At 66.8% G+C, this 23,376-nt stretch carries 19 protein-coding genes and 1 tRNA gene; 10 read left to right on the forward strand and 10 right to left on the reverse strand.

Features of this window, described 5'->3' with window-relative positions; genetic code table 11:
- Positions 1 to 117 precede the first annotated feature (117 nt).
- Genes ACFVU2_RS05930 through ACFVU2_RS05945 form a run of 4 tightly spaced genes read left to right on the forward strand, consistent with a single transcriptional unit; the run spans position 118 to position 3,782 of the window.
- Positions 118 to 1,053: a helix-turn-helix transcriptional regulator gene (locus ACFVU2_RS05930; RefSeq protein ID WP_387872080.1), complete on the forward strand. Its 936-nt coding sequence runs from the start codon at positions 118 to 120 to the stop codon at positions 1,051 to 1,053.
- 16 nt (positions 1,054 to 1,069) lie between these two features.
- The gene (locus ACFVU2_RS05935; RefSeq protein WP_387872081.1) at positions 1,070 to 2,065 is read left to right on the forward strand and encodes an aldo/keto reductase; all 996 of its coding nucleotides are present in this window, start codon (positions 1,070 to 1,072) and stop codon (positions 2,063 to 2,065) included.
- A 36-nt stretch (positions 2,066 to 2,101) separates the two neighbouring features.
- A complete protein-coding gene (locus ACFVU2_RS05940; RefSeq protein ID WP_387872082.1) occupies positions 2,102 to 3,097 on the forward strand; it encodes a diacylglycerol/lipid kinase family protein in 996 nt (331 codons plus the stop codon).
- 58 nt (positions 3,098 to 3,155) lie between these two features.
- Complete coding sequence (locus ACFVU2_RS05945; protein WP_387872083.1) at positions 3,156 to 3,782, forward strand: dihydrofolate reductase family protein; 627 nt, start codon at positions 3,156 to 3,158, stop codon at positions 3,780 to 3,782.
- A gap of 24 nt (positions 3,783 to 3,806) precedes the next feature.
- On the opposite strand, the gene ACFVU2_RS05950 is transcribed toward ACFVU2_RS05945, so the two are convergent.
- Positions 3,807 to 4,313, reverse strand: coding sequence for a MarR family winged helix-turn-helix transcriptional regulator (locus ACFVU2_RS05950; protein ID WP_387872085.1), 507 nt, complete (start codon positions 4,311 to 4,313; stop codon positions 3,807 to 3,809).
- Positions 4,314 to 4,422: 109 nt separating this feature from the next.
- On the opposite strand from ACFVU2_RS05950, the gene ACFVU2_RS05955 reads away from it, so the two are divergent.
- Entirely contained in the window at positions 4,423 to 5,214 is a 792-nt protein-coding gene (locus ACFVU2_RS05955; RefSeq protein ID WP_387872087.1) for an SDR family NAD(P)-dependent oxidoreductase, read from the forward strand.
- 10 nt (positions 5,215 to 5,224) lie between these two features.
- Here the strand turns inward: ACFVU2_RS05955 and ACFVU2_RS05960 are convergent, their stop codons facing one another.
- The gene (locus tag ACFVU2_RS05960; protein WP_387872089.1) at positions 5,225 to 7,120 is read right to left on the reverse strand and encodes a DUF2207 domain-containing protein; all 1,896 of its coding nucleotides are present in this window, start codon (positions 7,118 to 7,120) and stop codon (positions 5,225 to 5,227) included.
- Positions 7,121 to 7,297: 177 nt separating this feature from the next.
- Positions 7,298 to 7,371, reverse strand: a tRNA-Gly gene (locus ACFVU2_RS05965).
- Positions 7,372 to 7,633: 262 nt separating this feature from the next.
- Here ACFVU2_RS05965 and ACFVU2_RS05970 point away from each other — a divergent pair.
- Entirely contained in the window at positions 7,634 to 8,176 is a 543-nt protein-coding gene (locus ACFVU2_RS05970) for a hypothetical protein (RefSeq protein ID WP_387872090.1), read from the forward strand.
- A gap of 246 nt (positions 8,177 to 8,422) precedes the next feature.
- Here ACFVU2_RS05970 and ACFVU2_RS05975 read toward each other — a convergent pair whose 3' ends face one another.
- From ACFVU2_RS05975 to ACFVU2_RS06005, 7 genes are all read right to left on the reverse strand, one after another.
- The gene (locus ACFVU2_RS05975) at positions 8,423 to 10,213 is read right to left on the reverse strand and encodes an AAA family ATPase (protein ID WP_387872091.1); all 1,791 of its coding nucleotides are present in this window, start codon (positions 10,211 to 10,213) and stop codon (positions 8,423 to 8,425) included.
- A 558-nt stretch (positions 10,214 to 10,771) separates the two neighbouring features.
- Positions 10,772 to 13,381 (reverse strand): AAA family ATPase, encoded by a 2,610-nt coding sequence (locus ACFVU2_RS05980; protein WP_387872092.1) that lies wholly within the window; start codon positions 13,379 to 13,381, stop codon positions 10,772 to 10,774.
- A gap of 627 nt (positions 13,382 to 14,008) precedes the next feature.
- Positions 14,009 to 14,296, reverse strand: a complete 288-nt coding sequence (locus ACFVU2_RS05985; protein WP_387872094.1) for a hypothetical protein — start codon at positions 14,294 to 14,296, stop codon at positions 14,009 to 14,011.
- Between the two features lie 719 nt (positions 14,297 to 15,015).
- Entirely contained in the window at positions 15,016 to 16,221 is a 1,206-nt protein-coding gene (locus tag ACFVU2_RS05990; protein WP_387872096.1) for an exonuclease domain-containing protein, read from the reverse strand.
- A gap of 338 nt (positions 16,222 to 16,559) precedes the next feature.
- Positions 16,560 to 17,576, reverse strand: a complete 1,017-nt coding sequence (locus tag ACFVU2_RS05995) for a lactonase family protein (protein WP_387872098.1) — start codon at positions 17,574 to 17,576, stop codon at positions 16,560 to 16,562.
- Positions 17,557 to 18,183: an SGNH/GDSL hydrolase family protein gene (locus ACFVU2_RS06000; protein ID WP_387872100.1), complete on the reverse strand. Its 627-nt coding sequence runs from the start codon at positions 18,181 to 18,183 to the stop codon at positions 17,557 to 17,559. The genes ACFVU2_RS05995 and ACFVU2_RS06000 overlap by 20 nt, the downstream gene beginning before the upstream one ends.
- A 14-nt stretch (positions 18,184 to 18,197) precedes the next feature.
- Entirely contained in the window at positions 18,198 to 18,941 is a 744-nt protein-coding gene (locus ACFVU2_RS06005) for a FadR/GntR family transcriptional regulator (RefSeq protein ID WP_387872102.1), read from the reverse strand.
- A gap of 117 nt (positions 18,942 to 19,058) precedes the next feature.
- On the opposite strand from ACFVU2_RS06005, the gene ACFVU2_RS06010 reads away from it, so the two are divergent.
- The 4 genes from ACFVU2_RS06010 to ACFVU2_RS06025 are packed head-to-tail and all read left to right on the forward strand — an operon-like array spanning position 19,059 to position 23,374.
- A complete protein-coding gene (locus tag ACFVU2_RS06010) occupies positions 19,059 to 20,036 on the forward strand; it encodes a 2-hydroxyacid dehydrogenase (protein WP_387872104.1) in 978 nt (325 codons plus the stop codon).
- 37 nt (positions 20,037 to 20,073) lie between these two features.
- Positions 20,074 to 21,453 carry an ABC transporter substrate-binding protein gene (locus ACFVU2_RS06015; protein ID WP_387872106.1) on the forward strand — a complete coding sequence of 460 codons (1,380 nt, stop codon included), beginning with the start codon at positions 20,074 to 20,076 and terminating at the stop codon, positions 21,451 to 21,453.
- A gap of 2 nt (positions 21,454 to 21,455) precedes the next feature.
- Positions 21,456 to 22,430 (forward strand): carbohydrate ABC transporter permease, encoded by a 975-nt coding sequence (locus ACFVU2_RS06020; protein ID WP_387872108.1) that lies wholly within the window; start codon positions 21,456 to 21,458, stop codon positions 22,428 to 22,430.
- Positions 22,430 to 23,374: a carbohydrate ABC transporter permease gene (locus tag ACFVU2_RS06025; protein ID WP_387872110.1), complete on the forward strand. Its 945-nt coding sequence runs from the start codon at positions 22,430 to 22,432 to the stop codon at positions 23,372 to 23,374. The genes ACFVU2_RS06020 and ACFVU2_RS06025 overlap by 1 nt, the downstream gene beginning before the upstream one ends.
- The last annotated feature ends 2 nt before the right edge of the window (positions 23,375 to 23,376 follow it).

Below are 23,376 nucleotides of genomic sequence, written 5' to 3' on the forward strand. Positions count from 1 at the left end.
GGACGAGGGCGACACCCGTCGCCCCGCCGCGGCGGAGCACCGACGGGCGGGAGTCCCCGGTGAGAGGTGTTCCAGCAGGGCACCCCACGGAGGCCGATCGGCTCGTACGGTGGGGACATGAGCACGCAGAACCGCGACGAGGTCCGTGAGTTCCTCACGACCCGCAGGGCGAAGGTGCGGCCGGAGCAGGTCGATCTGCCCGCCGGGCCGAATCGTCGAGTGCCGGGCCTCCGCCGCACCGAGGTGGCCATCGTGGCCGGCGTCAGCGTCGAGTACTACTCCCGGCTCGAACGGGGGAACCTCGCCGGGGCGTCGGAGTCCGTCCTGAACGCGGTGGCGTCGGCGCTCCTGCTCGACGAGGCCGAGCGCGACCACCTGTTCGATCTGGCGCGCACCGCGAACGGGTCGCCGTCGCGTCGCCCGCGCGCACGGTCCCGGAGCACGACGGTGCGGCCGTCCCTCCAGCTCCTGCTCGACGCGGTCACGGGGGGCCCGGCGCTGATCCGCAACGGGAGGATGGACATCCTGGCCACGAACCTGCTCGCTCGCGCGGTGCACGTCGAGGCGTACGCGGCCGTGCCCGAGCGTCCGGTGAACCTGGCCCGCTTCGCCTTCCTGCACCGCGAGAGCGCCGAGCGCTTCTATCCCGACTGGGATGTCGCGTCCGACATCATCGTCGCCATCCTGCGCGTGGAGGCCGGCCGTGACCCGTACGACCGCGACCTGCAGGATCTGATCGGCGAGCTCTCGACCCGCAGCGACGAGTTCCGCACCAAGTGGGGCGACCACAACGTTCGCCGCCATGTCACCGGCGTGAAGCGGTTCCTGCATCCGGTGGTCGGCGACCTCGAGTTCCTCTTCGAGGGGACCGAGCTCCCGGGCACGCCGGGCTGGCATCTGAACGTGTACCTGGCCGAGCCGGGGACCCCCACGGAGGACGCCATGCGGCTCCTCTCGAGCTGGGCGGCGACTCAGGAGGAGCTGCACATCCCTGCGGTCCGGGACGATCCGCGTTCCGCGACCGCGACGATCACACCGCGCGACGCGGACTGACAGAGGAGGAGCGACCATGCGCAAGCGGACACTGGGTGCGGACGGGCTCGAGGTCTCGGCGATCGGTCTCGGCTGCATGTCGATGACCGGCGGTTACAGCGGGCGCCCCGACCGGGACGAGATGATCGCGGTCATCCGGGGAGCCGTCGACCGCGGCGTCACCTTCTTCGACACCGCCGAGATCTACGGTCCCCACGCCAACGAGGAGCTCGTGGGGGAGGCGCTCGAACCCGTCAGGGATTCCGTCGTCATCGCCACGAAGTACGCGCAGGACATCGACCCGGTCTCGCGGACCCCGCGCGGCAGGATGCTGCTCCCCGATGAGCTCGCTGCCGCCGTCGAGGGGTCGCTGCGCCGGCTGCGCACCGACTCCATCGATCTCTACTACCAGCACCGGGTCAACCCGGCGGCTCCCATCGAGGACTTCGCCGGCGCCGTCGGGCAACTGATCGAAGCGGGCAAGATCGGCGGCTGGGGTCTCTCCGAGGCGTCGGCGGCCACCATCGAACGGGCGAACGCGGTCACACCCGTGACGGCGGTGCAGAGCGAGTACTCGCTCTGGTGGCGACGCCCGGAAGACGACGTCCTCGCCGTCTGCGCGGCCGCCTCCATCGGGTTCGTGCCGTTCAGCCCGCTCGGCAAAGGCTTCCTCACCGGGACGATCGACACGACGACGACCTTCGAGGACGGCAACGACCTGCGAGCGCAGATCCCCCGTTTCGCGCCGGAGGCCCTGGCGCACAACCTGTCCCTCCTCGACATGGTCACCGACGTCGCGACGGCCCACGGGGCCACGCCGGGCCAGGTCGCGCTGGCCTGGCTCTTGGCTCGCGAACCGTGGATCGTCCCGATCCCCGGCACCACGAAAGCGCATCGCGTGGAGGAGAACATCGCCGCCGCCGACCTGGTTCTCACGGCGGACGACGTGGACCGGCTGACCGACGCCTCCGATCGTGCCGAGATCGTCGGCGGGCGGTACCCGGACTTCCTCGAGCAGCAGACGAACCTCTGACAGTCCGGTCGGAGGCGGCGCGCGTAGCCTGGGCGGATGAGCGCCGATTCCGCCGGACCGCTGCGCCGGCCGCGCGCCGCCATCGTGGTGAACCCCAGCAAGGTGCGGATGTCCGCGCTCGAGACCGCGATCGCCGCGCAGGAGGCGAAGGCCGGCTGGGCGGAATCCGCGTGGTTCGAGACCAGCGCGGACGATGACGGCCGCGACGCGGTGGAACGCGCCGCCGCGACCTCCCCCGAGCTGATCGTCGTCGCGGGCGGGGACGGCACCCTGCGGGCCGCCGCCGCGGTCCTGGCCGGGTCGGGCATCCCGATCGGGGTGATCCCCTCCGGTACCGGCAACCTGTTCGCGCGTGAGCTCGGCCTGCCGGTGAACAACCTCGGGTCCGCGACGGCGACGGCGTTCGGCGGCCACGGCCGGCCGATCGATCTCGGTTTCGCGCGTCTGGAGCGGGCGGACGGCGAGAGCGAGGAGCGCGCGTTCCTCGTCATGGCCGGCATCGGGCTCGACGCGCACATGGCGGCGCACACCAACCAGAAGCTCAAGAAGCGGATCGGCTGGCTGGCGTACTCGGACCCGATCGCGCGCAGCATCCTCGGCAACCGCCGGTTCGACATGGTCTACGGGCTGGACGACAAGCCCGACGTCGCGATGCGGGCGCACACCGTCATCGTCGGCAACTCGGGCAGCCTCACCGCCGGGATGCTGCTCATCCCGGACGCGGTCATCGACGACGGCCTGCTCGACGCCGTGGTCATGCGCCCGAAGGGCGGGGGAGGCTGGACCAACATCGGCTACCGTCTCGCCTTCAACCGCGTGCTGCACCGCACGCGATTCGGCCGGTTCATCCGTCGACTCACGCCGAAGCCGCGTGCCATCCTCTTCGCGCAGGCGAAGACCCTCCGCGTCCGCTTCACGGAGCCGCAGGAGATCCAGCTCGACGGCGACCCCAACGGCTCGGTCGTCTCCGCGAGCCTGCGCGTCCAGCACCACGCGCTGACGATCCGCGTGCCGCAGCAGGGAGGCGGTTGACCCGCTCGCGCCGTTCTGTCAGGTTGGGGTGCGTCCGCTCAACTCCCAGGAGGCTTCCATGGCCGTTCGCATCGACCTCAACATCTCACTCGACGGCGTCGCCGTTCCCGAGGACCCGATGGGCGCGGAGTGGGGGCGGCTCGTCGAGCACTACACCGCCACCCGGACCTTCCGCGAACGCGTCTTCCACGACACCACCGGCGCCGGGACGACGGGCGTCGACGACCGCTACGCCGCCGCCTACTTCGAGGGCATCGGCGCCGAGGTCATGGGCGCCGGGATGTTCGGCCTCCACACCTACCCCGACGACCCCGACTGGAAGGGCTGGTGGGGCGACGAGCCGCCGTTCGGCTACCCGGTGCTGGTGCTGACGCATCGCGAGCGCGCACCGCTCGAGTTCGACAACGGCACCCGGTTCGAGTTCCTCGCGACCACTCCCGAGGCCGCTCTCGCTCGCGCCCAGGAGCTGGCGGGCGACGCGGATGTGCGCGTCGGCGGGGGTGCGACCCTCGCCCGCGACTTCCTGGCCGCCGGGCTGGTCGACCGCCTCCATGTCGCCGTCACCCCGATCGTCATCGGAGCCGGGACCCGGCTCTGGGACGGCCTGAGCGACCTCGACCTGGGCTACACCGTCACGTCGGAGATCGCCGAGAGCGGCGTCGTCCACGTCACGTACGCGCGCTGAGGTCCCGTACCCGGCGACCGCTCGTCAGGGAGCCGGTGGCCGCCAGGCCGGTGCCGCGTCGATCGCTTCGGAGATCCGCCGGCTGATGGCCGTGAGCTGCCGCACCTGCGCGGCCGTGAGCGCGTCGAAGACGAGCCGTTCGACGAGCTGCTCGTGCCCGGGGGACGATGCGGCGACCGCGTCGTGGCCTGCATCGGTGAGGATCGCGAGCGTGAAACGTCCGTCGGTCGGGTCGATGACGCGACGGGCCCAGCCCTTCTTCTCCAGCCGGGTCACGGCGCGGGACAGCCGGGAGAGCGTGGAGCTCGCGTATCCCGCGAGCACGCTCATCCGCAGCGTGCGATCCGGTGCGGTGTCGAGCGCGTAGAGCACGCCGTGCTCGAAGTGGGACATGTCGCTGTCTCGCTGCAGCTGGGCATCGAGAGCCGCCGGGAGGCGCTCCAGCAGAGTGGCGAGGGATGCCCACGCCTCCAGCTTCTCGCCACTCAGCTTCTGCCCGCTCAGCGCGGCCTGGTCCGAGGGTGACGACATGGCACCATCCTAGGCGCTCCTGACTTGCTCAAGCAAGTCAATCGGCGTACATTGACGTGCCTGAGCAAGTGAACGGGCGCTGCGGGCGTCCGCATGGACAGGAGACGGCATGGACCTCGGACTGCAGGGCAGGACGGCATTCATCAGCGGATCGACCCAGGGCATCGGGTACGCCGTGGCCTCGGCGCTGACCGCCGAAGACGTGCGCGTGACGCTGAACGGCCGGGACGCCGGGCGCGTGGAGGCGGCCGTCGAGCGGCTGCGTCGCGAGCATCCGGGGTCGGAGCCGCGCGGCCTCGTCGCCGACTTCGCCGATCCCGCACAGGTGGAGGGGCTGCTCGGCGCGCTCGGACCGGTCGACATCCTGGTCAACAACGTCGGCCTCTTCGGCCTCGCCGACTTCGAGGCCGTGGACGACGATGAGTGGGGGCGCTACTTCGAGGTCAACGTGATGAGCGGCGTGCGCCTGTCGCGCCACCTCCTCGGCGGGATGCTCGAACGCGGCTGGGGGCGCGTCCTCTTCATCAGCAGCGAGTCCGGCGTGAACGTCCCGGCGGACATGATCCACTACGGCGTCACGAAGGCCGCGATGCTCGCGCTCGCCAACGGCCTCGCCAAGCGGACGCGCGGCACGGCTGTCACGGTCAACACCGTCCTCGGCGGCCCGACGTACTCGGACGGCGTCGCCGCCACCGTCGAAGCGATCGCGGCCGCGCAGTCGATCCCCGCCGATGCGATGAAGGAGGCGATCATCGGCCAGAACCGCACCTCCCTCCTCGAGCGCTTCATCGCGCCCGACGAGATCGCACACCTGGTCGCGTACCTCGCGAGCCCCTTGGCCTCCGCCACGAACGGCGCGGCCCTCCGCGCGGACGGGGGAGTGCTGACCGGGATGCTCTAGCGGCGGCGGGCTACACGCCCCCGCCGCCTCCTCCGCCGCCGCCCCCGCCGGAGAACCCGCCGCCTCCGGTGCCGCCGGACGACGAACTGCTCGCGATGGTGGTGCTGGAGGAGATCCCGCTGACCATCTGCGACAGCACGGCGGCGTTGAAGGCCGTCTGTCCGGCGTACCAGGTGGGCGTCTGGCCGGTCTGCTCGTAGAACCTCCCGAGCTCGGCCAGCCACTTCTTCTCCTCGCCGAGCAGCACGGCCCACGGCAGGAGGCGCTCGGTGAGCTTCAGCATCTCGCGCGGGTCGTCGGCGGCGACCGGCACGCGCTCCGCCCCCTGAGGCGACTGCAGGTAGCGGATGCGATCGGCCTCGGCGAGCTCCACGTACATCCGCAGACCGTCCACGTACTCCCGGAGCGCGGTCCCCGTGCTGGTCAGCGGCGCGTGCGACAGCAGGATGGCGGTGCCGACGAAGAGCAAGGCCGAGCCGATCAGGATCGCGATGGGCACCCCGCCGCCGTAGACCCCGACGATGCAGAGCACCGAGCTGACGACGGCCAGCACGGTTGCGCCCAGCCCGGTGAAGAACACTGCGCGCACCGGTCCGCGCGGGCCGGTGGTGCGGTAGCCGTAGCCGGTGGCGTCCTTGTGCACCCGCTTCAGCAGGGCGGTGAAGGCGCGCGCCACCCGCGGGTTCGACGACCCGAGCTCGAGCGTCGTGCCCGGGGCGACCGTGTCGCCGAAGAGGGCCTGCAGGGACTGCAGCTCGTCCTGCGTCGGATGCGGCTCGCGCAATGCCTGCCGGCCGGTGGCCTCCGTCGAGACGAGTTCGAGCGTGTACTTCGGGCGGCCCAGGAATCCGGTGGTCTGCAGGATGCGCACCCGGCCCGCCACGGCGAGATCGAGCGTCTGCGCGGCGACCGCCTTCGCGGTGCGCCCGGTCAGGTCCGCCGCGAGCAGCAGCCCTTCCTTCGGCGGGACGTACTCGGGGATGATCGTGCCGCGCCCCGGCGCGTCGCGCAGCAGGCGCACACGCACGACGATCGCGCCGATCAGCGTCAGGATGCAGAGCAGCAGCAAGCCGACGGCCGCGTAGCCCCATCCGGTGTCGAAGAGCCCGTCGGCGCGCGCGGTGAAGGTGCCCGGTGCGAACCCGATCGCGAACGTGAGGTTCTCCCGCGCGCCGAGCTGGTGGGCTGTGAAGCGGAATCCGTCGTCGGTGCGCTCGACGCTCGCCGCATCCGTCGAACCCTGTGCGCCGCGATACGCGGACGCGGTGCCCTGCAGGGCTCCCGCCAGCCCCGCGCCGAGGTGCACCGTCGCCGTGACGCGGTCGAAGGGCTGCGCCCACGCCGTCCCGTTGGCATCCCAGTAGAACTCGTCGTCGTCGGTGTCGTGGAAGTAGCGGGTGACGTTCGTCTGCCGATAGGTGATGACGTAGGTCTGGTCGCCGTGCACGTAGTCCTTCGCCGCGATCGTCAGCGACAGGATCCCGTCGTCGGAGTCGCTGCTGTACGGGCGCGGGGTGCCGTTCTCATCCGTCACCGACACCACCTGCAGGCCGGTCGGCTGGCCGTCGTAGTCCTCGACCAGTTCGCGCCGGATGCCGTGGTTCTGGTCGGTCTCGGGAAAGCGCGCGACCAGCGTCTCGACGGTGGTGAGCGTCGAGTGCCCCTCGGCGTCGCGGCCCAGCCGGTAGTCCCCGTCGAAACTGGCGAAGGTGAAGTCGTCGACGCCGGCGGGGGCGATGGCGGAGGGCACGCGCTCGGCGTGCCCCGCGTGCTGGGCCTGCGCCGGCGCGACGTTCGCATTCAGGACGCCCCCGGTCGCGACGAGCACGCACAGCGCGGCCGCGACGATGGTCGCGACCAGTCTTCCGGCCCGACCCTGCCGCCGGTTCCGAACGCGGACTCCCACCTGCCCCGCCGTCCTCCGCCCCGCCGGACGGCTCGCCTCGGCCGCCGGCCCGTCCGGTGGCACGCGTCCCATCCTGACATGGCGGGGGTGCTGCCCCGGGCAGGGGAGTGGGATCAGCTGGTCTGACATCGCGTCGAGGTGCCGGGGCGTATGCGAGTGGCCGCTAGCCGGAACAAGTGGAGCGAGTGACGGGAATCGAACCCGCGCTATCAGCTTGGGAAGCTGAAGTTCTACCATTGAACTACACTCGCGAGACCTGAAATCCCAGCAAAACACTGGGAAGTGAGGCTGCCGCCCAGACTACCCGGTCAATGGTTTTTGGCCAAACTCACCGTTTACTCACCGCTTTGGGATTTGGCTCCTTGGCCTGAGCTCTTTAGTCATTGCTGTCGGTGCTCTGAAGCCGGCACACTCGGGGCCGCGGCGGCAACAACGCTGACCCTCGCATTGGGCGTCGGGCGATCAGAGCTTATGCAGCCAGCCGCCTGAGGTCTCGGCCGCTAGGCTGCGCGGATGGACCTGCTTTCGGGACTGATCGGCGCAATCATTGGTGGTCTGATCGCGTCATTGACCACCCTCTTGGTATTCGGTCTTGAGCGAAAGCGACAGCGTGACAGCAACACGGCGGCGCTGAGGCGCGAACTCACCGTCTCGCTCGTCCGTTCGTTCGAACACTTCCGCGACGTCCAGGCCAACCCGACCGCTAACGCCAATCGTGCGCGCGAAGTCGTGAGCACCTTCGAGGCCGACTCGGCGCTGTTCCGCGCAAACATCGACACGACGTCCCCCGTCGCGGTGTACGTCGAACTGGTGAAGCAGCAAATCGAATCCGCACGTCTCCAGTGGCTCGATCCACACATCTTCTCGACCTACCTCGCGGAACCGCTGCTGCGTTGGGGTATCGGAGACCCAGCCTGGACAGACGGCGCCATCGGTTTGTTGCTCGACCAGATGAGGAAGAACAACCTCGGGCCGCCCTCCAGCTACCCAAGCAAGGCAGAGCGGCTCAAGGCTGTGGTTGTATCAAAGTCAAATAGCGACGGTGTTCCGATCTAGCCAGAGGCCATCCGCTCTCTTACCGGAGGGCCCACTTGCCTCATCCGATCAGCATCGACCGGCCGCTCCACCTGATCAGCCCTAGCCGGCGTACGACGGTGTGAGTCGCGGGTCGTTCACAGGATGATGTCGGTGGCCTTGTTTTCGATGCCGCCGTCGTGACCTCCTGATACGGAAGCCAGCCCCGGCGGCACTATACGCCTCCGTGCTTGCTCTCTAAGTGAACACGGTGGGGCGTCGAGGGACTCAACTAGGCTCGGAAATCTCGTCTGACAGCAGGCGTTCGAAGACATCCACAATTGCCCTCGGAACAGCCCACGGATGGTTGAACCAGGCGTGGCTGATCACATGGTCCCCGAGAAGCTGACGATGGGACTTGAGCTCTGGAAAAACTTGTAGAAGTCGGTCGTTCAGGTCGTGCCCGCGCAGCTCGAACCAGAAGGCCTGCACCTGGAGTTCGAGCCCGTCTGCATACGCTGTCGTCCGTTCCGTGGTGTCGTAATCATCGTGAGCGACCGCCGCTGTGAGCCAATTCACGAGCTCCTGAGCCTCCTCCGGTCTTATCGACGTCGTCGTCATATCCGGGAACCGCCCGATCAACCGCTTGTGTCTGTCCTCCAGCATTAGAAGTGCTAACGGCAGCGGGTCCAGAAGGACATTCTCTATTGAGTGGCGAGAGCCGTCGAATACGATCGCCGTCTCGGGTTCCTTGCTCCGGTAGTCACGATCGATCAAGCCGAATACCAGATCGTTCCCGTTCTTGCGCAGCCTGCCCACCAGGTCGATGACCGCGTCGCACCCGTTCGTGTTCGCGCTGCCCCCGGCCGCCATGAACTGGAGGGACCGCTCGGAACCGATCCGTGCTGCGAGCAGGGTATGCATTTGGGAGTACCGCCGTTCGTCGACAGGGCTTTCAACCAGCACGGTCCGACGATGATCCGCCCGAACACTCAATGTTGGAACGCCGACCAACAGAGAGCGTAGTGCGGCGTCTTTCGTTGCCTTGGCCAGCCTCGGGCTTCCCGTGCGGGACATCAGGTAGATCGATGCCTCGTCGGCCAGCGCGACCGTGGTCGGGGAATGGGTGGTCATAATCACCGGCACTCCCAAGCCTTCGACAATGAGGTCCGAGACGAGGCGGAGCAAACTCCTCACCATCGACGGGTGCAGCGCCGCGTCCGGCTCGTCCAGAAGGATCACCGCCGGCTTCTCGATCGCCAGGCGTCGATGGTCAGCGGAGTACGCGGCCAACGCTATCGTCAGGAGTGTCTTCTCGCCCGACGACAGCTCTGTGAGCGGTACGTCGAAACCGGAGTCCATGTCGAGTAGGCGGGGCTGAGGGTACGGCGGCAATACGAAGGGTTCGGGGCGCTCGAATCTGTATCGCATCCCCACGTCGGCCAAAACGTCGTTGAGCGCGTCCCACGGCGGGGACCCATAGGAATCGACGAACTCGTCCTCCTTCAGAAAGTCCACCTCATCGCTGAATTTCTCTGCTCTGAATCGCTTGAACCCGTTGATCGTGTGCAGGTAGGTGTACGTCGAAAAGATATCCGCCATGAAAACGCTGAATAGGTCGCGTCTGCCAGTCTCGATTGGGGTGAATTTCTCGAAGTCGCTGTTGGTCCATTCGCCCAGCCACTTACCCGAACGTATTTCGAGGCGGCTTAACCCGTCAGCATTCAGGAGCCCCTGCCCTAGAACGAAGGCGGTCAGCTGTTCTCTCGCTTCCGGTCGGCCTCGGACCTGGGCGAGGTGCCCAATGATCTGCTGACGAAACATATCCACCCGCTGCTCGTGCGTTTCATGCGCGACGGCAACCTGATCGACCGCCTGGAGGTCGGCGGTCGACAGCATCCGGGGTCGCCGGTTCGTGTAATCGAAGTCAACCCACTGCGTCACAAGCTCGCGCATCGACTCCAGGAGGTGTGTCTTTCCAGCCCCGTTCTCTCCGGTGATGAGCGTGAAGCCCGGAAGATCATCTGTGGTCGGCGTTTCAACAATCGACTTATGGAAATTAAACGTTCTGATCTGCAAGGCACCCCTCCTGCCGAAAGGCTAGCGTTGCCGGCAACTCTTATCACGTACGAGGCGCCGCAGTCTTTAGGTAGCGCTGCTGCTCACGGCTTTCGTTTAGAGGCGGAGTGCGTCACAACCGCGGGGGCCTGCTGGACACTTAAGTCGTGACGTCTCAAGAACCAGCGCCCAGACCGTTCGGGGTCTCAGATGAGGAAGCACTAGAACTTTGCCGTGAGTGGATGGTCTACCTTGGCGCTTCGGATACGGTCATCTCGGTGGGGGCGGCGCGCGAATCGTGCGATCTCTATAGCTCTCAATACCTTGGTTGGGTCGACAACACCCGCGGAAACCTGGGGGTCGAAACGGTAGAAAAGGCGGCAAAGCTGGCAGCGGCGGATGGACGTCGCGCGCTGATATTCATCAGGGGAGGTGTGCGGCCGGTGGCGCAACAGCGAGCTGACGCCCTCGGTGTCGCACTCCTGAATTACCGCGCGAGGGACAGTGCGCTCGATGGTAGGAGCTACCTCGGCAGAGAGATCGTCGCAACCGGCCTCGAACGGCGATAGCCCTAGAGCGTCAGCGCGTGATCGTTGGCGTCGTCGACTCCGTTGATGTGATCGGACCTGTGGCATCGATTCGCGCGGCTCGTCCAAGTTCCAGCCGAGCTGCGGCGCGGGACTTCTCAATCGTCTCTTCGCTCAGCTGGCGCTGCATAGTTGTTGCGAGTCCCGTTTTGGCTGCATCGGCGGAACCCGCGATCACGACGACATCATTTTGTGCCCGTCCCCTGGTGAGCCCTACATAGAGGCCGGCCGCGTCGACGCCCGGGCCAACGATGGAGCGTTCGGTGGTTTCCCCTTGGACACCGTAGACGGTGGTGGCGTAACCGAGGTGGACGTGTGAACTTGCGTAGTCGCGTGTGATCCGACGGAGCGCAGACGAGTCGCTGATCGATGCGAGTGTGACGTGCTCGTCCGAGATGGTCCGAACGACCCAGTTCTGCCGATTCTCGACACTAGAGCTGTTGTCGTTTCGGCGGGTCTGCACCACGTCCCCGACGAAGAGTGGCTGTCCCGATTGGCCAAGCGCAAAGCGGAGAGTACTGAGTTCGCCGGACTGGATGCGTCGAGCCTGAATGGCTTCGCTGACCTGCTGTGCTTCTGCGTGCGTAGCGGTTACGAGGGCGATTGTCTCCGCCTTCCGCGAAGACTCTAGCCAAGCGGTGATCATCGAATCGCGAGCTTCTGCCTCAGTGGTCACGTGCTTGAGATGCCCTGTCCGCTCAAGCTCCTCCGCGATTGCCCTCGATTCGGCGGGGCCGCTTGAGTCGCGCAAGCGGGCAGATAGGTCTGCCCATTCGGGGTCGCGGAAGCGGTGAACCTCGGTGAGCTCGATCTTCTCAAACGCGGACCGGCGGAAGAGTGCCATTGCCCCGGAGTGCCCAACGGGCAGGGCTTGGTAGTCGTCGCCTACGACGGCGACGGTCGCGCCGGTGCGGTGGATCACCTCGATGAGGGCGTTGGCGGCTTCGAGGTCGAGCACGCCGGCCTCGTCGACGACGATCCGATCACCAGGACGAATCCGCGTTCGCGGACCCCGATACGGCTGTCCCGTTGACGGGTCGGTGTCGCCGGGATTGAGGCAGGTCCATTCGGTGTTGCCGGCTGCGCCTGTGTTCCATCGCCAGCCGAAGTCGTGCAAGAGCTGGTGGAGGCTAGACGCTGCGCTGTTGGTTTCGCGTCCGGCGACGGTGGACGCCTTCTTGGTGGGGGCGACGATGATCATGTTGCGTCCATGGCGGCGAAGCGTGGCGACGGCGACCTTGAGCATCGTGGTCTTGCCGGTGCCGGCGGCCCCCGTGATGGCGACCACGGAAGCAGTTCCTGCGATGGCGGAGGCTCCGTCGGTTTGGTCGCTGTCCAGCACGCGGTTCGGGTCGAGGGCGTGGGCGATCGCCGTGATCTCCTCGACTGGGGCCGGTACGCCGGGTGCCGAGAGCGCTTCGATGCGGCTGGCGATCGTGGCCTTCAGCGCTGCGGTAGAGGTAGCCATCCGGGACTTGGTGTGTCCAGGGACATCGGGTTCGTCGAGCAGGGTGACAGTGAGCGCACGTGTTGAGGCGACGACGTGGTCAGCTAACTCCGCCAGTTCTGCGCGCTCGGCGACAACGCCTGTGGCGGCGATAACACGGATGGTCCCTGCTCGCAGGTCCATCATGCTGAAGCGTCCACCGGTGCCGGTCGATCGGGCGTCTGCGTCGACGATGGCTTTCGCGGCGAGGAGTTCGAGGTCGAGATCCGCGAGCGACGCTGAGGGTACATCGATTGAGGTGCGCTCCTGTCGGAGAGCGGGGTCCGTCGTCAGGAGTTCTTGTTGGATGAGCTCTGCCCAGTCCTCCTCGTTCAAGTCGGCGGGCTTGTTGGGTCGACCGGCGGCCCACGCCCATCGGTCGATCTGGTTCAGGACATCGTGGGAGGGCTCCTGTCCCGGATGCTGTTGCTTCCACCAAGCAATTCGGGCGACCTTGTTGGCTTCGATCTGAGCGGACCGCTTCGACAGTGGACGCACCAGATGCTGCAACTGGCTGATCTCCCCGTCGTCGTTGAGGGTGAACCCTTTGGCGGCGAGTGCGTTGATCCAGGTGGGGTCGGTGCGGGAGGCGAGGTCGCCTTCGGCGTTGATGACGTTCTGGAACCGCAACGCGACCCGGGTGTCGATGTTGGACCATTTGCCGTCCACGCCTTGGACTTTGACGTTCAGCCAGAGGTGACGGTGCTTGTGCGGGTCCAGGGAGCGGGAGCGTTCGTGGCGGAGTTCGACGACCTCGATCCGGGCCAGGTCTTCGCGGATGGCGCCGCCTTTGCCGCGGCGGGCGTTGAGCTCGGACTGCCACAGCTTCACAATCCGGTCCCGGAGGCGGTCTTGGAGGTCTTCGTATGCGGCGGACAGCTCGGGGTCGAGCATGGCGGCGATCGAGAACGACTTCGGTGCGTTGATTGTCGCATCCAGAATCAGGTCCGCGACGGGAGACTCCAGGTCCCGACCGCGGCGTTCGCCGGTGATGGGGTCGAGTCCGTCCACCCAGGCATTGAGTTGGTGGCGGGTGAGGAGGTCGTCGCGGATGGCGCCGTTCTCGACGATGTACCGGGTCATCACGGCGTCGGCGTAGCCGACGGCGGCGATCACACCGTCCGCGGTCTTGGCGGTGAGGGTGGCGTCACAGACTCCGGAGAAGGCGTAATTGACCGCTTGCTTGACGCCGTGGGACTGCTGTCCCCGCTTCCATCTGGCTACTCCGCCTCGCACCTGCACTCACCTCCCGCTAACCTCGCCTTGGGCTTCCCGAAACTGGACGGTCTTGTCCTTTCGAAAAGAGTTCCTCTACTTATTACTTCCGGTTCGGCGAGCGTTTTGGCGCGCAAATGGCGCGCGCTGCTGCTTTTCCCCGAATCCGTCCCCTCCCCGGCCAACGATGACAGGCCAGATCTGGCCTGTCTTTCCGGGCATTTGAGCGGGCCACCCGCCGTCACACCTGTGAATTTGCAGCCTGTGACGATTCCTGAGCGCACATCGAGTGCAAATCCGGCCGTTTCGCAGCGGCGACGGCTCACGCCAAGGAGGCCCCGCGCGGCTGTCAGAGAGCCGCGCTGTGCTGTCCTGTCCGAATCGAATGCCCTCATACCTACACGTTGTGTCTCCGAGCCGGTTTTGACGCGCGAACCCCTCAAATGTCCGGAACCCGCTAGGAATCGCGGGAATCGTGGCGGAAGCTCGGCTCGAACCGTGCTGGGGAATCGCGCCGCCATCGTGCGTCTAGCCACTGACGCCGTCGCGCATTGACTGCGGCTCGCTCTCTTCGATGGCCAGGCGGGTGAGGTTGACGAACGGCACGCACGCCGTCTCCGCGGTCAGAGCAGCGAGCCACCCGATCGGCGTGTGCGGGTCGGCGGCGATCGACCATCCGTCCGTCACGTAGGTGCTGACGGTTTCCACGCATTCGTGCTTCTCTGAGGCATCTGGGGTCGAGGACCCTTGCACGCCGATGAGTCCGCCTTGCAGTTCCGGTGCCATGTTGCTGGTGTCGATGATGAATACCCGCATCCCACTCACTCCCAAGAGTCGATCGTTTTTGAGTGCCTTTCCGGCGGGTGATCGAGAGCGAGTGGGAGGTGTGGTGTGCTGGGACCGTGGAGTACCGGGGGAGCGAAGCGGGGGAGGATACGCCGCGAAAAGCCCGGCACGGAGCACCGGGAGGGAGCTACGATCGGGCGACGGAAAGGCCCTCAAACCTCACCAGGGCAGCGCCGCGTACGGCGACAACGATGGCGAGGTCGCAGTGCACCAGAGTTATCGAGGGACCCCTCGGTGGGTACGCCGGAGGGTGCGTCCGCGCCGAGCAATCTGTGTTGTGGCACCGCTTTCCTCGGCGTACGCCGCGAGCCACACGGTCGCTCGTACGCGTCGTTCCTGAGTTATTAGCGCGTGTGCTGCGAAAGGTGTGAGTGCGATTGCCGCGAGGATTCCGAGCACAACCCCGGTGAGGAGGTTGCTCGGCCAGGGGACCTGTTCCAGGTGTATCGGACTTGTCGGCGCGACTAGGAGCGCGATGAACGCGATCACGAGTCCAGCGAGTGCGAGCTCAATGTTCGATGAATCATCGGACGCCCGACGTTGCAGCTCGGCCTGGACCTGAAGGCGCAAGCTGAGAGGTTCGCGTTTCAGATCTCGGATTCGCGGAAGTGTGACGTTGGTGTCACGGTGGATATGCCGTTTGACGTCGTTCGGTAGTCCTGCCATGGGCCGGCTAACTCGGGCGCTTGTTAGACATCGAGGAGCCTCTCGAGGCCGGCCTCGTTGACGATCGTGATGCCGTAGTCGCGTGCCGTTTTGGCCTTTCCCGAGAGGGAGTCGGGATCGGCGGCGACGAGGAGCTTGGTCTTCTTGACGACGTTGTTCTTCACGATGAGCCCGAGACGGGTGAGGACTTCCGCCCAGGCCTCTCGTGGCTTGGACATCTCCCCGGTGAGGACGACGATGTCGCCTGGCTCCAGTCGGAAGCCGGTCGTCATCGGTGGCGCGGGTACGGCCGGCGCTTCGGCCAGCGACGAAACCACGACGTCTTCGTCGATGGAGAGAACGTCGCCGATGCTCCGGATCTCTGCGGATTCGGCATCGGTGAGGACGTGGTCCTCCCATGCCGTCGCGACGAGCCCATCAAAGTATGCGCGGTGTGCGAGTTGAACATCCTCGGGGGTTAGACCGAGTCCCTGTGCGAGCGCTTCCAGAGCCGAGGCTTCGGACACCGAGACGACCCGATCAAGGAGAACCCGGTCGAGGAGGGCTAGATAGTCGACGTTGAGCTGCGCTCCGAGACGTGTGGCAGTGAGCGAACCCACGAGTCGGTCGACGAAGGTGTGGTCTTGTTCGAAGGCCTCTGTTCGAGCGGTCCATCGGACGCTCGGGTCGACCGCGAACGGACCGTAGTGTCCAGCTGAGGCAAGCCAGGAGTCCCAGTAGGGCCGATTCGACACGGTCCGCATGTAAAGGCTGAGGAGCTGCGCCGTCGCAAGGGCGTCCCCGCCCGCGCTGTGGGCGGCGGTCAGTTCGACTCCGACAGCCGTGCAGCATTCAGCCAACCTTCGATAGCCAGATACGCCTTCGCTCATCCGCATTGTGCAGAGCCAGCGCTCCGGTTCCGCTACGCGCAGGCCGGCCTGAGCCATCTGAAAGCCGAGGAACCTCGAGTCGAACGATGCGTTGTGCGCGACTGGGACGCGGTCATCTAGGAGGTCAGCGACGCTCGGCGCGATCTGTTCGAAGAGAGGCGCCCGCGCCGCCGCCGCGGCCGTGATGCCGTGGATGTGCTGCGGACCCATGTCGCGATTCGGGTTCACAAGAGTCTCGTGCCGAGTCTCGATCTCGCCCTCCGGTGACACCAAGACGATCCCGATTTCCACGATGCGGTCATGCTTCGTGGGGAACAGGCCAGTCGTCTCCAAATCGACGACTGCGAACCCTTTGCCCATGCGTCACCCCCTCAGCGAGGCTAGCGACCGGGGCCAGGCGCCCGAAGCCGCCAAAACGGGTGACACTTACCCGGAGACATCTGCGTTTGAGGTCGCCGACGGGCGCTGAAGAGAGTGCCAAGGCGGGCGACCTTCACTTAAGTGCCTGCGTGCATCGTCTTCGATTGTGTCTTGCTTCGATCCATTCGGCCTCTTCGCTCATTGCTCTGGTCTCCCATTGAGTTTCTTGCACTTTGGATCCTCGTTGCCTTCCTTTGGTGGTCTCTCCCGCGCTTTCATCACTCCCGCCCCAGCTTCATGTCGAACGCTCGAGGACAAGACCAGATCGCGCATCGACGTCAGGGTATGAACGCCGCGACGGAGGCTGGTGTCCCCGCCGGGATGCTGAACGCATGCTTTGGGATTCCTTGCTTCAGGTCGAAGACCCCGACGGTATTGGTTCTGCGGTTGGCCACGAAGAGCCTGTCGCCGACCAGGCAGTGGTCGCGAGGCTCGTCGCCGCCCGTCGGCGTCTCGCCGATGATCGTCAGCGCGCCTTGCGCGTTGGAGCGGAGTGATACGAGGACGTTGGAGCCGCGCACCGCGGCGTGCAGGATGGTTTCGCCCGCGACGATCGTCGACGTGATGGAGGAGGGGGAGTCCGCCGGGCTCGGATTGGCTCGCACCGGTGACGACGCGATCACGGCGAGGCCGTGCCGGCGGGAGGGCTCGAGCGTCAGGACTTCGGACGACTGCTCGGTGAGCACATGGACGCGACCTTGGGCATCCTGAGTCAGATGCCGGGGCCTGCACCCGGTCGGCAGGTCGACATCCCCCCGCGCCGCCACGGCTCCTGCGTCATTGACCGACCAAACCCGCAGGCGATCGAGCCCCGGGTCCGTCGTGACGATCATCGCGTCGTCCAAGACCAACGCCGCGTGTGCGCGCGAGCCGTGCCCTCCGCCCGGGAATCTGACCACACCGCCCATGCGAGGAACGCCCCCCTCGTCCAGATGGACGAAGGTGACGCCGCCAGCGTGCCAGTCGCTCACGACAAGGAACCGGCCGGCGGGATCAATGGCGACGTGGCACGGTTGCCGCCCGACGAAGCGAGCGTCGACGCACTCGAGTTCACCGGCCGAGCCGACCATGAGGGTGCGCAGGAGGCCCGTCCGTTCCTCGACGGCGTAGCCAGGCCCGCCAGCGCGTGCGGCCGCGACGAACGCGGGCGAGTTGCACCGGAAGAGCGTCCCATCGATGATCGTCCCCGCGGACCGCTCCAGGACGAGGCGGCTCACGCCGACTCCAGTTCCGCCGAGATCGGCCGTATAGCTGCCGACCCAAACTACGTGCCGCTCAGCCGGTGCGTCGGCCACCGAATCCGGCTGACGCTTCGGCGAGCCAGGCTTCCGCGATGAGGCGGTGGCCGAGAGGGGAGGGATGGACGCCGTCCGGCGCGAGTTCGCTCGCGCCGAGCTCGGACGCCGCCTCGTTCAAGAGCTGGTGCAGCGGCACGACCGGGGCGCCGTAGGCGACGCCGAGCTCGTTGACTACGTCGATCTTCTCGCGGAGCTCGGGCAGCCACGCCTGTTGGCCGTCTGCGACCGGCAGGAGGAACGGTTCCATGAGGACGACCTCGCCGCCGGACGCGGCAGCGCCATCCAGGATCGAGCGGAAGTCGTCGGCGAAGACGTCGGTCGGTGTGTAGTCGTCGCGGTCGGAGTGACGCCAGACGTCGTTGATCCCGACGAGGATCGTGAGCACATCCGGGCGTGCTGCGACGACCTCGCCCCAGCGCGCGCGAAGATCGCGGACGCGATTGCCGCCGATGCCGAGGTTGATGACGTCCGGCGCTGCGGGGACGTCAGCGAGCTCGTCGGCGATGATTCGGACGTACCCTTCCCCGAGCGCGCCGACCTCGGGTCGGTGTCGGTTAGCCTGCGTGACACTGTCTCCGAAGAACACGAAGGTCCGGGGTCGCAAGGGAGTCGCCGGCGTCACGAGAGCGCCCCGCGGTGGTCCCAGTGCCCGAGCGCCGTGCGGGCTTCGCTGTGCGCGTCTCGGATGAGGGTGCGAGACGTCGTCTCGACCTCCGGATCCGCCGCCGCGATCTGCTCCACCAGGCGCTCATGCATCTGCAGCCCCTTGTGGGTCTCCTCGACGAGCGGGAATACCAGCGTCTCGCGGGTCCTCACCGCCGCGGCGATCACGGTGCTGAAGCAGCTGAACATCTTGTTCCCTGAGCGGAGGAGCAGCTCGGTGTGGAACTCGACGTCGGCTTCGGTGAAGGCGTGCAGATCGCGCGCGACCATCGCTTCGCGCATCCGTGCGATGAGACGGCGGAGGTCTCGGACCGCTGCGCCGTCGGAGAGTCCGGCGATCAGCCGGGCCGCGACAGGTTCCACGGCCAGCCGGGTCGAATACAGCTCCTCGACCTGCTCGAGACGGTCCTCCCCTTGCAACCGCCACGTGATGACCTGCGGATCGAGGAAGTTCCACTGGTCGCGCGGGGCCACGCGGGTGCCGATCCGGGGGCGGGCTTGAACGAGCCCTTTCGACTCCAGAGCACGGAACGCCTCGCGGAGGACGGATCGGGACAGGCCTAGATCTTCCGCCAGCTGATCGGGGAGGATCGTCTCTCCGACCCCCAGTGCGCCTTGGACGATCGAACGGCCCAGCTGTTCGACCGTCTGGTCGTACAGTCGCGCGCCCGAGGTGGGCGAGATGGTCACAACGCTCACGTCACTCCATTCGTTTAGTCCGGTTCGCGTCGCCCCCAAGAAATGGGAGTTGACGTAGGCCTAGTAAATCAGAATAATCAGATTAGTCATACTCACAAACTCACCGAGGAGAACCCGTTGCGCGTTGTCGTCGCCGACCCGATGCAGGTACGCCTGGCCGCAGACCTGCGCGCCGAGCTCGGCGCGGGCGTGACCTGGGAGTTCCTCGACCGGCCCGAGCACATCGATACGGCGAGCAGGGACGCCGATGTCTTCGTCGGATCCCGGCTGAGCTCGGATCAGATCCGGGAGCGCCCGCGTCTGCGACTCATCCAGGTCGCCGGCGCGGGTTACGAAGGAATCGACCTGTCCGCCGTTCCTCGCGGAGTCACCGTGGCCAACACGTCGCATCACGGGCGGGCGATCGCCGAGTACTGCCTCATGTCGATGCTGGTCTTCTCCCGTAGCCTTCTGGCGGAGGACAGGGCTCTCCGGGAAGGGACGTGGCTGTCCGTGTTCCAGGACCCGGGGTCGCCCGTGCACGACACGCTCGCCGGCCGCACCGTCGGAATCATCGGGTACGGCGAGATCGGCAGCGAGGTCGGACGGCTCGCACGCGCGCTGGGCATGCGGGTCGCCGTCGTGCGCCGCACACCGCACGCCACACCCTCTTCGGACGTCGACTGGGTGGGGTCGCTTGATCAGCTTCCGTACCTGCTACGCGTTTCGGACTTCGTCGTGGTCACGGTCCCCCTCACCGAGGCCACGACGAAGCTGATCGGGCCGGAGGAACTCGCTGCGATGCCTTCGACCGCCGTGCTGATCAACGTGGCCCGGGGCCCGATCGTCGACGAGGAGGCGCTGTACGCGGCGCTCCGCGACCGTGCGATCCGCGGCGCCGCGATCGACGTCTGGTGGCAGTACCCCACCGACGGCAACCGGGGTGAACCCTCCCGGTTGCCATTCGGGACGCTTCAGAATGTCCTCCTCACACCGCATACCTCCGGGGTGACGACCGACGTCTTCCGCAATCGCATGAAAGACGTCGCCGCGAACATCGCGGCATTGCGAGACGGCCTCCCGCTTCGCAATGTCGTCTTCCCGGCGCACCACTAACACCCGAGCACCACACCGCACACAACAGGAGCAATCGATGAAGATGAACCTCAGATGGGGAGCGGCCCTCGCCGCGTCGGCAGCCGTCGGGCTGGCGCTCTCCGCATGCACCGCGTCCGGCAGCACCGCCACGAGCACGTCATCCGGGCCGGTGACGATCACGGTGATGGGAATCCCTGCCACCACCAAGCCGGCTGCCCGGCAGGCGTTCATGGACGACATCGCCGCGTTCGAGAAGGCGAACCCGAACATCACCGTGACGCCGACGGACGAGAAGTGGAACCCGCAGTCCTACGTCACCGAGCTCGCGGGCGGGACGGCTCCCACTCTGCTGTGGGTGCCCCTCACCGATCCGCCCGGGCTGATCGCCCGGAAGCAGGTGGCCGACCTCACCGACGACTTCGCCCAGCTGCCCGCGTCGAAGCAGTTCAACACGAAGACGCTCGAGCCGCTGAAGGGCGACGGAAAACTGTACGGGATCCCGACCGCGGAGTACGCGCTCGGCTTGGCCTACAACCGTGACCTCTTCACCAAGGCGGGCCTGGACCCGGACAAGCCGCCCACGACCTGGAAGCAGGTGGAGTCCGCCGCCAAGAAGATCACAGAGGCCACCGGCGTCCCCGGCTTCGCGGAGATGACGGCGAAGAGCTCCGGCGGATGGCACCTGACGGCCGGCACCTATTCCTACGGCGGAACGATGGAGACGCTCGGCAAGGGCGGCAAGTACTCCGTCCAGGTGGACAACCCTGACGCCGTCTCGTATCTCAAGCAGCTCCAGACGATGCGCTGGAAGGACAAGTCGATGAGCGAGAACGCGCTGCTCGGTTACGACGACATCAACAGCGGGTTCGCCGCCGGGAAGTACGCGATGATCATCTCTGCGCCGGACTACTACACGAACTACATCCAGCAGTATCAGGGCGACCCGAACTCGTTCGGCATCACGGCGTACCCGCAGGCGGGAGGCAACACCACGCTCGCCGGTGGAAGCGTGGCCATGGTCAACGCGAAGGCCACGAAGGCCCAGACGGCCGCGGCCGTCAAGTGGATCGACTACCGCTGGCTCCGGCCGCAGTACGACACTAAGGCTGCCTCAAGCCTGGCGAAGTCGAATGCTGCCGCGAACATCCCGGTGGGTATCCCGGCGGTCCCGCTGTTCAACACCGCGACCCAGGACAAGATCGCCGCGGCGATCAATCCCTACGTCACGATCAAGACAGCGAACTTCGCGCCGTTCATCAACGGAACGGCGAAACTCCAGCTCCAAGCCGAACCGCCTGTCGCTGCGCAGCTCGTCTACCAGGCGCTCGACCCGGTGATGCAGGCGGTCCTGACCCGTCAGGACGCCGATCCCGAGACGGAGCTGAAGAAGGCCCAGTCCGCCGCTGAGCAGGCTGTCGCGCAAGCGCAGCAGTGACCGTGGACATCGACATCCTCGGGGAGGCGCCGGTGGCCACGCCGCCGGCGGCCTCCCCGGGAGGGGCCCCGAAGCTGCCAGCATCCCCCGCCCGGCGGACGAAGCGGGCAGGTCGCTGGCGGCGTGACCTGAGCGCGCTCCTCTTCCTGCTGCCGGCGCTCGTGCTCTTCGGAGTGTTCTCCTGGTGGCCGATCCTGCGCAGCCTGCTCCTGAGCCTCCAGTACAACAACCTGGTCGATGCGCCGAAGTGGGTGGGCCTGGAGAACTTCGCGCACGTCTTCGCGGATCCGATGCTGCTCACAGCGGTCGGCAACACGCTCAAGTTCGGGGCGCTGTCGGTGCTCATCGGCTTCCCGCTCCCGCTGCTCCTGGCGATCGTCATGTTCGAACTGCGGCGGCTCGGTGGGGTGTTCCGCGTGCTCGTCTACATCCCCGTGATCATCCCCCCTGTCGTGTCCGTGCTGCTGTGGAAGTTCTTCTACGACCCCGACAATGGGCTCTTCAACACCGTCCTCGCGACGTTCGGACTCGGTCCGTTCCCGTGGCTGCAGACTCAGGAGACCGCGCTTCCTAGCCTGGTCCTGCTCATCGTGTGGGCGGGGGCCGGCAGCACGGTCCTGCTGTTCCTCGCAGCATTGTCGGGAGTGCCGCCGGAGCTGTACGAGGCAGCGGAGGTGGACGGCGCCTCCATCTGGCGCCGCGTCTGGCACATCACCCTCCCGCAGCTCAGGGGGATCATGCTGATCCTCCTGCTTCTGCAGATCATCGGAACGCTGCAGATCTTCACCGAGCCGTACGTGATGACCGACGGCGGCCCGGAGAACTCCACCGTCACCATCCTGATGCTGATCTACCGGGCGGCGTTCCTCAACGGGGACTTCGGCTACGCGACCGCGCTGAGCGTGCTGCTGGCCATCGCCCTCGGCATCATCTCCGCCGTCTACCTCCGCCTCACCCGCTCCTGGAGCAAGAACTGATGACAGTCGACACGCAACTCCCCGTACCGGTCGCGACCCGCCGCCGCCGCGGCTCGCGCGAACGCGAGACCCCGACGCGCAGCGTCATCTCGCCCGCAGATCTTCGTCGGCCCGGTGTCCGCATCGGCGTGCGGGTGACCCAGGGCGTGCTCCTCCTACTCGTCGCGCTCGCCGGGATCGGACCGCTCTGGTGGCTGATCAAGGGGGCGCTCTCAGGGACACAGGAGCTCTTGCGGAACCCGGCTGCGTTCTGGCCGGCCGTGACGCAATGGTCCAACCTCGGCAACGCCTGGACTCAGCTCGATATCGGCCACTACCTGCTCAACACCGTGGTCTACGCGGTCGGCGCCGCCCTGACGCAGGTCCTCGTCGCCGTGACCGCGGGCTTCGCGCTCTCCGTACTGCGCCCCCGCTTCGGCCCGGTCGTCTACGGCGCGATCCTCGCAACGCTGTTCGTCCCCGGAACCGTCTCGCTCGTGGCGCTCTACCTCACGATCATCGACCTCCCCGGCCTCCACGTGAACATCGCCAACACCCCCTGGGCGATCTGGCTCCCCGCCGGAGCCCATGCGTTCAACGTGCTCATCGCCAAGCAGTTCTTCGACACCCTCCCGCGCGAGCTCTTCGAGGCCGCCTCCGTCGACGGCGCGAGCTCCCTCCGGATGCTCTGGCAGATCGCCATGCCGCTCTCCCGCCCGATGATGTTCGCCATCGGCCTGCTCTCGCTGATCGGCGCCTGGAAGGACTTCATCTGGCCCCTGATCGCCATGAGCGATCCCACCAGGCAGCCCTTGTCGGTGGCGCTGCCGCGACTCGCCCAGAACGCCGACCAGGCTCTTCTGCTCGCCGGGATGCTCATCTCCACGATCCCGCCGCTGATCGTCTTCATCGTCTTCCAGCGCCAGGTCGTACAGGGCGTCGGCTTCAGCGGGCTGAAGGGCTAGGC

Origin of the sequence: Leifsonia sp. NPDC058194 (assembly GCF_042883605.1) — a bacterium.
In the GTDB taxonomy this organism is placed as follows: Bacteria; Actinomycetota; Actinomycetes; order Actinomycetales; family Microbacteriaceae; genus Leifsonia.